Source organism: Streptomyces capoamus (genome assembly GCF_014654935.1).
GTDB lineage: Bacteria > Actinomycetota > Actinomycetes > Streptomycetales > Streptomycetaceae > Streptomyces > Streptomyces capoamus.
In genome coordinates, this window is the sequence record NZ_BNBF01000008.1 from 182,052 (window position 1) to 192,467 (window position 10,416).

10 protein-coding genes are annotated in these 10,416 nt (G+C 72.0%); 5 read left to right on the plus strand and 5 right to left on the minus strand.

What is annotated here, in order from left to right:
- Positions 1-215: 215 nt before the first annotated feature.
- Positions 216-2,558, minus strand: coding sequence for a transglycosylase domain-containing protein (locus tag IE312_RS15375; protein WP_189982097.1), 2,343 nt, complete (start codon positions 2,556-2,558; stop codon positions 216-218).
- A 493-nt stretch (positions 2,559-3,051) separates the two neighbouring features.
- Here IE312_RS15375 and wblA point away from each other — a divergent pair, with 493 nt between their 5' ends.
- A complete protein-coding gene (gene wblA, locus IE312_RS15380; RefSeq protein WP_189982280.1) occupies positions 3,052-3,390 on the plus strand; it encodes a transcriptional regulator WblA in 339 nt (112 codons plus the stop codon).
- Positions 3,391-3,799: 409 nt separating this feature from the next.
- Here wblA and bagB read toward each other — a convergent pair whose 3' ends face one another.
- Positions 3,800-5,188: an ATPase BagB gene (gene bagB / locus IE312_RS15385; RefSeq protein ID WP_189982100.1), complete on the minus strand. Its 1,389-nt coding sequence runs from the start codon at positions 5,186-5,188 to the stop codon at positions 3,800-3,802.
- The gene (gene bagA, locus IE312_RS15390) at positions 5,185-6,162 is read right to left on the minus strand and encodes an ATPase BagA (RefSeq protein ID WP_189982101.1); all 978 of its coding nucleotides are present in this window, start codon (positions 6,160-6,162) and stop codon (positions 5,185-5,187) included. Before bagA ends, bagB begins: the two co-directional genes overlap by 4 nt.
- Positions 6,163-6,269: 107 nt before the next feature.
- Here bagA and sp36 point away from each other — a divergent pair, with 107 nt between their 5' ends.
- Genes sp36 through IE312_RS15410 form a run of 4 tightly spaced genes read left to right on the plus strand, consistent with a single transcriptional unit; the run spans position 6,270 to position 8,703 of the window.
- A complete protein-coding gene (gene sp36, locus IE312_RS15395) occupies positions 6,270-6,440 on the plus strand; it encodes a Sp36 family protein (protein ID WP_189982103.1) in 171 nt (56 codons plus the stop codon).
- Positions 6,437-6,901 (plus strand): RidA family protein, encoded by a 465-nt coding sequence (locus tag IE312_RS15400; RefSeq protein ID WP_189982105.1) that lies wholly within the window; start codon positions 6,437-6,439, stop codon positions 6,899-6,901. The genes sp36 and IE312_RS15400 overlap by 4 nt, the downstream gene beginning before the upstream one ends.
- A 57-nt stretch (positions 6,902-6,958) precedes the next feature.
- Positions 6,959-7,876 (plus strand): NUDIX hydrolase, encoded by a 918-nt coding sequence (locus IE312_RS15405; protein ID WP_189982107.1) that lies wholly within the window; start codon positions 6,959-6,961, stop codon positions 7,874-7,876.
- Positions 7,873-8,703, plus strand: a complete 831-nt coding sequence (locus IE312_RS15410; protein WP_189982109.1) for an MBL fold metallo-hydrolase — start codon at positions 7,873-7,875, stop codon at positions 8,701-8,703. Before IE312_RS15405 ends, IE312_RS15410 begins: the two co-directional genes overlap by 4 nt.
- Positions 8,704-8,793: 90 nt before the next feature.
- Here IE312_RS15410 and IE312_RS15415 read toward each other — a convergent pair whose 3' ends face one another.
- Both IE312_RS15415 and IE312_RS15420 read right to left on the minus strand, forming a co-directional pair.
- Positions 8,794-9,615 (minus strand): nucleotidyltransferase domain-containing protein, encoded by an 822-nt coding sequence (locus tag IE312_RS15415; protein ID WP_189982110.1) that lies wholly within the window; start codon positions 9,613-9,615, stop codon positions 8,794-8,796.
- Between the two features lie 135 nt (positions 9,616-9,750).
- Positions 9,751-10,416, minus strand: a 666-nt coding sequence (locus IE312_RS15420; protein WP_189982112.1) for a Crp/Fnr family transcriptional regulator, incomplete at its 5' end; no start/stop codon positions are given.

Sequence of the window (10,416 nt, forward strand, 5' to 3'; positions counted from 1 at the left end):
TCGGGGGTGAGCCGCCTCGGGCGCGACTCGGGGTGAGCCGCCGCGAGTACGACCCGGAGGCGAACCGTTGTGAGTACGACGTCGAGCCGAGCCGCCGCGAGTACGACCCGGAGGCGAACCGTTGTGAGTACGACGTCGAGCCGAGCCGCCGCGAGTACGGCCGCGGGGCCGCACCCCCCCTCAGGGTGCGGCCCCGCCGTCGTACCGGTGGCCGGTTACCTCCGGCCGCCCCCGTTGCCGTTGCCGTTGTTGCCGCCGTTGCCCTGGCCCTGGATGAAGTTCTCGGGGATGGAGAACGTCGGCGTCGGGAAGGTGCCGCCGAGGGCGCCGGCGGTGGTGTCACCCGTGGCGGCCGCGCCCGTCGTTCCCCCGTCCGCCGGTCCCCCGACCAGTCCGCCGATCAGTTGTCCCGTCGTGTCCCCGTTGTTGCCGTCGTCCGTCCCCCCTCGTCCTTTTCCCTGATCACCACCCTCGTGGGTGGCGTCGGGGATGTCGACCAGGTGGAAGTCCTCCACGGGCTTGTCCTCGAGGGCGCCGCTCATCATGTCGCGCCAGATCGGGCCCGGGACCTCACCGCCGTAGACCTTGTCGTGCGGGATGCCGCCGATGGTGATGTTGGTCATCTTGCGCTTGTGCTGCGGGTCGCCGACCCACACCGCGCCCGCCATGTTCGGGGTGTAGCCGACGAACCAGGCCGCGAAGCGCTCGTCCGTCGTACCCGTCTTGCCCGCGCTCGGCCGGCTGCCGAGGCCGGCCTCCTGGCCCGTGCCGTCCTCGACCACACCCTTGAGGAGCGTGCTGACCGTGTCCGCGGTCTTCTCCGACATGGCCCGCGAGCAGGTCGACTTCGGCACCTGCAGGGACTTCTGGTCGCTGCCCACCTTCTGGGTGATCGACGCGATGGCGACGGGGGTGCAGTGCATCCCGCGCGCGGCGAAGGTGGCGTACGCGTTCGCCATGGTCAGCGGCGAGACCTCCTGGGTGCCGAGCGCGATGGACGGGGCCTGCTGGATTTTGCGGCCGTCCGCGCGCTGCACGCCCATCCTCTTGGCCATGTCGACGACCGGGCAGATGCCGATGTCGCTGATCAGCTGCACGTAGTAGGTGTTGACCGACTTGGCGGTCGCCTCCTTCATGGCGTACGGGCCGCGCTCCGACTCGTTCTCGTTGGTCAGCTTGGTCGGCTTGTACGGGTCGTCCCGCCACAGCTTGCCGTTGCACGCGGACACCGGGCTCGGGTAGGCCATCTCGTACGGCGACGAGTACTCCTGCGTCGGGGGCTTGCCGCCCTCGACGGCCGCCGCGGCGACGATCGGCTTGAAGGTGGAGCCGGGCTGGTACCCGGCGCCGCCGCCCATGTCCGAGTTGACGGACAGGTTGATCGTCGTCTCGTCGTTCTTGACGTTGACGCCGTACGGGCGGGACTGGCCCATCGCGAGGATCTTGCCGGTGCCCGGCTCGACGATGGCCGCGGCGGTGGCCACGGCGTCGCTCTTGTAGACGTGGTCCTTGATGGACGCCTGCGCGGACTTCTGCGCCTGCGGGTCGAGGGTGGTGCGGATCGTCAGACCGCCCTGGTTCCAGAGCTTGGCCCGCTTCTCCTTGGTCTTGCCGAAGACCGGGTCGGTGAGGACGACCTGGCGGACGTAGTCGCAGAAGAAGCCGGCGCCCTTGACCGCGGTGATGCAGCCGTTCTTCGGGCGGCTGGTGTGCAGGCCGAGCGGTTTCTCCTTGGCCTGGTCGGCCTCCTTCTGGGAGATGTCGCCCAGCTCCGCCATGCGCTGCAGGACCGTGTTGCGCCGCTTGGTGGCCTCCGCCTCGTCGTTCACCGGGTCGTACCGGCTCGGGGACTGGACGATGCCGGCCAGCAGCGCGGACTCCTGCAGGTTCAGGTCCTTGGCGTGCTTGGAGAAGTACCGCTGGGAGGCGGCCTCCACGCCGTAGGCCTGCTCGCCGAAGAAGGTGATGTTCAGGTAGTTCTCGAGGATCTTCTTCTTGCCGAGCTTGTCCTCGATCTGGATCGCGTACTTCAGCTCGCGGATCTTGCGGCCCAGGGTCTGCTGGGTGGCCTCGGCGACCTTGGTCGGGTCGTCGCCGGCCTCCTCGATGAAGTAGTTCTTCACCAGCTGCTGGGTCAGCGTGGAGGCGCCCTGGGCGACCCCGCCCTCCCGCGCGTTCTTGTTCAGGGCGCGCAGGACGCCCTTGAGGTCGACGGCGCCGTGCTTGTAGAAGCGCGAGTCCTCGATCGCGACGATCGCCTTCTGCACGTACGGCGAGATGTCCTTGAGGTCCACCACCGTACGGTCGCGGGAGTAGACGGTCGCGATCTGTCTGCCCTGGTTGTCCAGGATCGTGGTGCGCTGGCTCAGCTGGGGACTCTTCAGGTTGGCCGGGATCTCGTCGAAACTCTTGACCGAGCCCTTGGCCGCGAGGCCCAGCGCGCCGGCCGCGGGCAGCGCGATGCCGGCCATCACGGCTCCGGCGAGCACACTGACCCCGAGGAACTTGGCGGCCTGCTGCATGGGCGACAGACCGCCGCCCGAGCGCTTCTTTGGCATGGGGGCAGCCTAATCCGTACTGTTGAGCGTTCCGAAGGAGCGACCGTGTCACGGCACGGCAAAGCGCGGGTCCGCGTTCGTTCCCATTCGCCGGACACGCGCCCAGGCCTTGGCCTAAGCTGCTCTCAACTGTCACAGCAGTGCGGTCATCAGCTATACGTCCCGCGACCCCGAATCGTTCGGACGCAGCCCGAGAACCGCAGGGAGCCACCCCCCGCTTCCCTCGGGAAAAGCCCGATTCCGCCGCGTGTGTCGCCTGGCGCCCCGGTGTGACGTACCACGACTGTCCCGGTTCGCCGGGATGATCACGCATGTCGCCAGGTCACTCCCGCGGGTGATCTGCCGCTTACCCATAGTCCGTTCGGGCCATTCAAGATTGGGCCCGCAGGGGGTGTTGCGCTGTCCCCACCTTCCGTAACGTCCTCAACTGGCGGCGGTGAATATGCCGCTGCCGCCGTGGGGGAGCCTCGATTCGGGAGAGGACGGCGCCGGTATGGGCTGGGTAACCGACTGGAGTGCGCAGGCTGCCTGCCGCACTACCGATCCGGATGAACTGTTCGTTCAGGGAGCAGCGCAGAACAGGGCCAAGGCGGTGTGCACCGGATGCCCGGTACGCACCGAGTGCCTGGCGGACGCGCTGGACAACCGCGTCGAGTTCGGCGTGTGGGGAGGCATGACGGAGCGGGAGCGCCGCGCGCTGCTGCGCCGCCGGCCCACCGTCACCTCCTGGCGCAGGCTGCTGGAAACCGCCCGCTCGGAGTACGAGCGGGGCGTCGGGATCGTGTCCCTCGACAGCGACGAGGTGTACGAGCACTACGCGGCGGTGAGCTGAGGGCGCGCCCTCGGGCACCCATCCGGCTGGGCACGTCGGCGCACGCGACGCGCCGGTCATCATCGCGCGCGCGAGGCCCGTCCGCCGCGCGCGACGCGTCCACTGCTGACGGCCGCCGGTGACGGCCACGAGCAGCAGTGACGGACGCCGAGTGCGGACTGCCCGCGTACGCCTGCGATGACTGCCTGAACCGCCACCCGCGCCCGCGACGCACGTCGTACGGTGCCGTGACGCATGCCACATGCCACATGTCGTATGCCGCCCGCGTGTGTCGCGTCAGGGCGCGGACGGCAGCTCGCCGCGTGCGCAGCCGCAACGGAGCCGCGGCGCAACGGCAGCCGCCATCGCAGCCGCAGCCGCAGCCGCAGCCGCAGCCGTGCCCGTAGTCGTAGCCGTGGTCGCTCGCGGCCTACGGTTCCTCCGGGCGCCCGGCTGCCAGTCGGGCCCCGATGTCGCGCAGGCCCGCCAGGTCGTGGACGTCGCCGGGCAGCGCGGGTACTTCGACGACCGCCACCTCGGGGTGGCGGGCGGTGAAACGGTCCCGCGTGCGCTGCTCACGCGAGAGCAGCTGCATGCGGTCGGCGTGCAGCCTGAGCAGACCCGCGGTGAGCCGGTCGACGGAGCGTTCCTCGTCGGCGGGGGAGCCTTCCTCGGAAGCGGCGACTGCGGTCTCGGATGCGGGGGGTGGTGAACTGCCGTACGTGTCGGGAGAGTTACGAAGTCCAGCTTTCCCGTCCCTCTGATCGACAATGCGGGGGTCCTCAAGATTTTCCGCGGCGGCGAGGGCCCGCTCGGCCGACAGCCCGCCGGCGCCGCTGCCGTGCACCCGGTTGAGCACGAGGCCCATCAGCGGCATCTTCTCCGCGGCCAGCCGCTCCACGAAGTACGCCGCCTCGCGCAGCGCGTCCCGCTCCGGGGCCGCCACCACGAGGAACGCCGTACCGGGCGCCTGGAGGAGCTTGTAGGTGGCGTCCGCGCGGGTGCGGAAACCGCCGAAGGTGGTGTCCATCGCGGCCACGAACGTCTGGACGTCCTTGAGCAGCTGACCGCCCAGCAGCTTGCCCAGCGTGCCGGTCATCAGCGACATGCCGACGTTGAGGAACGCCATGCCCGCGCGGCCGCCCAGCTTCGCCGGGGCGGTCAGCAGGCGGATGAGCCGGCCGTCCAGGAAGGAGCCGAGCCGCTTCGGCGCGTCCAGGAAGTCCAGCGCGGAACGCGACGGCGGGGTGTCGACCACGATCAGGTCCCACTCGTCCTTCGCCCGCAGCTGGCCCAGCTTCTCCATCGCCATGTACTCCTGCGTGCCCGCGAAGCCCGCCGAGAGCGACTGGTAGAAGGGGTTCGCCAGGATCGCGGCGGCCCGCTCGGAGTCCGCGTGCGCCTCCACGACCTCGTCGAAGGTGCGCTTCATGTCGAGCATCATGGCGTGCAGCTCGCCGCCGCCCTCGGTCCCCTTCACCCGGCGGGGCACGTTGTCGAGGGAGTCGATGCCCATCGACTGGGCCAGCCGCTTGGCGGGGTCGATGGTCAGGACCACGACCTTGCGGCCCCGCTCGGCCGCCCTCAGGCCCAGGGCCGCCGCGGTCGTCGTCTTGCCGACCCCGCCCGCGCCGCAGCACACCACGATCCGGGTTCCGGGGTCGTCCAGCAGCGGGTCCACGTCCAGCACGCGCACCGGGGAGAGGCGGCGGCCCTGCTCCGCCTCGGGGGCCGTCCTCGGCTCCGCGGCCGTCTCGCGGGCCTCGGCCGCCTCGGCTGCCTGGGCCGTCTCGGGGGCCTCGGCCGGGTCCGGACTCATGACAACCCCTGCTTCCGCAGCTCGGTGGCGAGTTCGTACAGGCCCGCGAGGTCCATGCCCTCGGCGAGCAGCGGCAGTTCGTGCAGTGGCAGGCCCAGCTCGGTCAGGACCGCGCGCTGCTCCTGCTCCAGCGCGTACCGCTCGGCGTACTCCGCGGCCTGGTACAGCAGCGGGTCCACCAGCTTCTCGGCGTTCCCGCCGCCCCGGGCCCCGCCCAGCCCGGCCGCCGAGAGCGCCTGCCCGACCGATGAACGCTTCACGGTCCGTACGAGTTCCAGGTCGGCCGCGTCCAACACCTCCGGGCGGACCATGTTCACGATGACCCGGCCCACCGGGAGCCGGGCCGCGCGCAGTTCGGAGATGCCGTCGGCGGTCTCCTGGACCGGCATCTCCTCCAGCAGTGTCACCAGGTGCACCGCCGTCTCCGGCGATTTCAGCACGCGCATGACCGCCTGCGCCTGATTGTGTATCGGGCCGATCTTCGCGAGGCCCGCCACCTCGTCGTTGACGTTCAGGAAGCGGGTGATGCGGCCCGTCGGCGGGGCGTCCATGACGACGTAGTCGTACACGAACCGCCCCGACCTGTCCTTGCGGCGCACGGCCTCGCACGCCTTGCCGGTCAGCAGGACGTCCCTGAGCCCGGGCGCGATGGTGGTGGCGAAGTCGATCGCGCCGAGCTTCTTCAGGGCCCGGCCGGCGCCGCCCAGCTTGTAGAACATCTGGAGGTAGTCCAGAAGGGCCAGTTCCGGGTCGATCGCGAGGGCGTACACCTCGCCTCCGCCCGGAGCGACCGCGATCTTCCGCTCCTCGTAGGGACGTGCTTCGGTCTCGAAGAGTTGTGCGATGCCTTGCCGGCCCTCGACCTCCACGAGAAGCGTCCGCTTCCCCTCGGTCGCGAGGGCCAGCGCGAGTGCGGCGGCGACCGTCGTCTTTCCGGTCCCGCCCTTGCCGCTGACGACCTGGAGCCTGCTCACGTCTTCGAGCCTAACCAGTCCGGCCGACACTCACGCGGGAGGCTGTGGACAACGGGGGCCGTGGTGGGCCGCCGGCCGCCCGGTCCGCAGCGGCTACAGTCGCCCCCATGACCAAGAAGTGGGAATACCAGACCGTGCCGCTGCTCATCCATGCCACCAAGCAGATCCTGGACAGCTGGGGCGATCAGGGGTACGAGCTCGTGCAGGTCGTGCCGGGCCCGAACCCGGAGTCGCTCGTGGCCTACCTCAAGCGCGAGAAGCAGGAGAACCCGGCGTGAGCGCGGTCGAGGCCAAGCTGGCCGAACTGGGCCTGACCCTGCCGGCCGTCGTACCGCCGCTTGCCGCCTACCAGCCGGCCGTGCAGTCCGGCGCGTACGTCTACACCTCCGGCCAGCTGCCGATGGTGGAGGGCAAGCTGCCGGTCACCGGCAAGGTGGGCGCCGAGGTCACGCCGGAGGAGGCCAAGGAGCTGGCCCGCACGTGCGCGCTGAACGCACTGGCCGCCGTGAAGTCCGTAGCCGGTGACCTGGACCGCATCGCGCGCGTGGTGAAGGTCGTCGGCTTCGTCGCCTCGGCGGCCGACTTCACCGGCCAGCCGGGGGTCGTCAACGGCGCCAGCGAACTGCTCGGCGAGGTCCTGGGCGACAAGGGCGTGCACGCCCGCAGCGCGGTCGGTGTCGCGGTGCTGCCGCTGGACGCGCCGGTCGAGGTCGAGATCCAGGTGGAACTCGCCCAGTAACCCCGCTGACCTCGGGTACCTCTCGAACATTCGCCCTACACGGGATAGCCTCCGGCCATGGCGAACGGTCAGTGGTATCCCCCGGAGTGGCCCGACCGCATCCGCGCGCTCGCGGCAGGCACGCTCACCCCGGTGACCCCCAGGCGCGCGGCCACGGTGCTGCTGCTGAAGGACACCCCGGCCGGACCGGTCGTCCACATGCTGCGCAGACGCGCCTCCATGGCCTTCGCCGGAGGCGCGTACGCGTACCCGGGAGGCGGCGTCGACCCGCGTGACGACGACCGCCAGATCCGCTGGGCGGGCCCCCCGCGCGCGTGGTGGGCGCAGCGGCTCGGCGTCGACGCGGCGGGCGCCCAGGCGATCGTCTGCGCCGCCGTACGGGAGACCTACGAGGAGGCCGGCGTGCTGCTCGCCGGGCCCGACCCGGACTCGGTCGTCGGTGACACCACCGGCGACGACTGGGAGGCCGACCGTGCCGCCCTGGTCGCGCGCGAGCTGTCCTTCGCCGAGTTCCTCGACCGGCGCGGCCTGGTGCTGCGCTCCGACCTGCTGGGTGCCTGGACCCGCTGGATCACCCCGGAGTTCGAGTCCCGCCGCTACGACACCTGGTTCTTCGTGGCCGCTCTGCCCGCGGGCCAGCGCACCCGGAACGCCTCCTCGGAGGCCGACCGCACGGTGTGGATCCGACCCGGGGAGGCCGCCGCCGGGTACGACAGGGGCGAACTGCTGATGATGCCGCCCACCGTCGCCACCCTGCGCCAGCTGCTGCCGTACGGCAGCGCGGCGGAGGCGCTGGCCGCCGCGCCCGCGCGCGACATGACCCCGGTGCTGGCCCGGGCCCGCCTGGAGGGCGCCGAGGTCGTCCTGTCCTGGCCCGGGCACGACGAGTTCACCAAGCACGTCCCGACCGCCCCGGCGCCCGCCCCGACGACCGTCCCGACGCCCGCTGAGACCACCGGTGGAGGCCCCGCATGACCGACGCAAGCGTGCTGCCGGGCCAGCCCCGGGGCACGGTCTCCTCGGGCCCGGCCACCGAACGCGCGGTCAACGTCCTGGCGCCGAACGCCTCCGCGATGACCCTGGACGGCACCAACACCTGGATCGTCGCCGAGCCCGGCTCCGACCTGGCCGTGGTGATCGACCCCGGCCCGCTGGACGACGGCCACCTGCGCAACGTCGTGGACACGGCCGAGAAGGCCGGCAAGCGCATAGCCCTGACCCTGCTCACCCACGGTCATCCCGACCATGCCGAGGGCGCCGCCCGGTTCGCCGAACTGACGGCCACGCGCGTGCGTGCCCTCGACCCGGCGCTCCGGCTCGGCGACGAGGGCCTGGCCGCCGGGGACGTGATCACCGTCGGCGGCCTGGAGCTGAGGGTCGTACCGACCCCCGGGCACACCGCGGACTCGCTGTCCTTCCACCTCCCGGCCGACCGGGCGGTCCTGACCGGCGACACCGTCCTGGGCCGCGGTACGACGGTCGTCGCGCATCCCGACGGCCGGCTCGGCGACTATCTGGACTCACTGCGGCGGCTGAGGTCCCTGACGGTGGACGACGGCGTGCACACCGTCCTGCCGGGCCACGGGCCGGTCCTGGAGGACGCCCAGGGTGCCGTCGAGTTCTACCTGGCCCACCGCGCCCACCGGCTCGCCCAGGTGGAGACCGCGGTCGAGGACGGCCACCGCACGGCGGCCCAGGTCGTCGCCCACGTGTACGCCGACGTGGACCGGTCGCTGTGGCCGGCGGCCGAACTGTCGGTCCGCGCGCAGATGGACTACCTGAGCGAGCACGGGCTGATCTAGGGCCCGGCGCCCGGATCACGCCGGCTCGCGGACCCGGCACCGCACGCCGGTCCGGGCGGGGCCGGTCCCGGCCGATCCGCCCGGGACGCGTCAGTCGGGCCGGGGTGCCTTGACGCCGTGCACGCGCGCGTACTCGTCGGCCAGCCAGGGGCCCAGCTCGTGGACGTACGACCGCAGCACCTCCGGGTCGCCGACGGGCTCGTAGCCGTACGCGGCCGCCGTGCGCAGCTGCGCGGCCCGCCCGGGGTAGTAGGCGCCGAACACCTCGGCCATCTCCCGCAGGTCGCTGGTCCAGCCCTGCCAGCGCGGCATGACGAGCGTGAAAGCGGTGCGGACGAGGTGCCGGGACATGAACCGGACGAGCGGCCGGCGGGCCTCCTCGGTGTCCTCCGCTTGCGCGATCCGCTCCCGCCAGCGAGGCAGCCACCGCGCGAGGTCGCCGTTGGTCTCGCGGGCCAGCAGCGAGTCGGGGCGGTACCGGGGCAGGTGCTCGGCGAGGTCCTCGCCGACGAGCGGGGTGCACAGACAGGCGACGAACCAGCCCAGGTCGTACCGCTCCAGGTCGCTGAGCAGGCGCGCGCGGCCGTGGAGCAGCGTGCCGACGCCGTCGATCTGCGGGAACTCCTGGTCGAGGCCCTCGCCGAGGGCCCGTACGGCGGCCCGGTCGGCGTCGGCCGGTTCCTCGCGCAGGGCGATCAGCAGGTCCAGGTCGCTGCGCCCCACGCGCGCGGTGCCGCGCGGGATCGATCCGTAGAGGTAGGCGCTGTGCAGGCGCGCGCCGAACACGGCCGGCAGCCGGTCGCGGACGGCGGCCACCACCGGGGCGAACGCGGGCCGCACGCGCGCGAGGGAGCCTTCGCGGACCAGCCGGCCCCGGCTGTCGAGGCCCTTGGGGGCGGGGAGCACGGTCATGGGGCCACTGTGCCGTCCACCGCGGCCCCGCGCGGTCGGATTTCGGCGCGGGCGGGCGGGCCGGCGCCGGTCATGACAACGGGGGCCGGCTTCCGGGAAGCGGGCCCCCGGGTCGTACGGTCCCCGTGACCGGTGTCAGCGCGAGCGCTTGGCGAGCCGCTCCACGTCCAGCAGGATCACGGCCCGCGCCTCGAGGCGGAGCCACCCGCGCTGGGCGAAGTCCGCCAGCGCCTTGTTCACGGTCTCGCGGGAGGCGCCGACCAGCTGGGCCAGCTCCTCCTGGGTGAGGTCGTGGACGACGTGGATGCCCTCTTCGGACTGCACGCCGAAGCGGCGGGAGAGGTCGAGCAGGGCGCGTGCCACACGGCCGGGGACGTCGGAGAAGACCAGGTCGGACATGGCGTCGTTGGTCTTGCGCAGCCGGCGGGCCACGGCGCGCAGCAGGGCGCCGGCCACCTCGGGGCGGGCGTTCAGCCAGGGCTGGAGGTCGCCGTGGCCGAGGCCGAGCAGCTTGACCTCGGTCAGCGCGGTCGCGGTGGCCGTACGGGGACCCGGGTCGAACAGCGACAGCTCGCCGATCAGCTCGCCGGGGCCGACGACGGCGAGCATGTTCTCGCGGCCGTCGGGGGAGGTGCGGTGCAGCTTGACCTTGCCCTCGGTGACGACGTACAGCCGGTCCCCGGGGTCTCCCTCGTGGAACAGGGAGTCGCCGCGTGCCAGGGTCACCTCGCTCATGGAGGCGCGAAGCTCCGCGGCCTGCTCGTCGTCGAGTGCCGCGAAGAGCGGGTTGCGCCGCAGAAC

What these genes read in the sequence shown, in the direction of transcription:
- IE312_RS15405 (WP_189982107.1), top strand. Translation starts at nt 6,959, where the DNA reads ATGGCGAACGGTCAGTGGTATCCCCCGGAGTGGCCCGACCGCATCCGC.
- wblA (WP_189982280.1), top strand. Translation starts at nt 3,052, where the DNA reads ATGGGCTGGGTAACCGACTGGAGTGCGCAGGCTGCCTGCCGCACTACC.
- IE312_RS15415 (WP_189982110.1), bottom strand. Translation starts at nt 9,615, where the DNA reads ATGACCGTGCTCCCCGCCCCCAAGGGCCTCGACAGCCGGGGCCGGCTG.
- sp36 (WP_189982103.1), top strand. Translation starts at nt 6,270, where the DNA reads ATGACCAAGAAGTGGGAATACCAGACCGTGCCGCTGCTCATCCATGCC.
- IE312_RS15375 (WP_189982097.1), bottom strand. Translation starts at nt 2,558, where the DNA reads ATGCCAAAGAAGCGCTCGGGCGGCGGTCTGTCGCCCATGCAGCAGGCC.
- IE312_RS15410 (WP_189982109.1), top strand. Translation starts at nt 7,873, where the DNA reads ATGACCGACGCAAGCGTGCTGCCGGGCCAGCCCCGGGGCACGGTCTCC.
- bagB (WP_189982100.1), bottom strand. Translation starts at nt 5,188, where the DNA reads ATGAGTCCGGACCCGGCCGAGGCCCCCGAGACGGCCCAGGCAGCCGAG.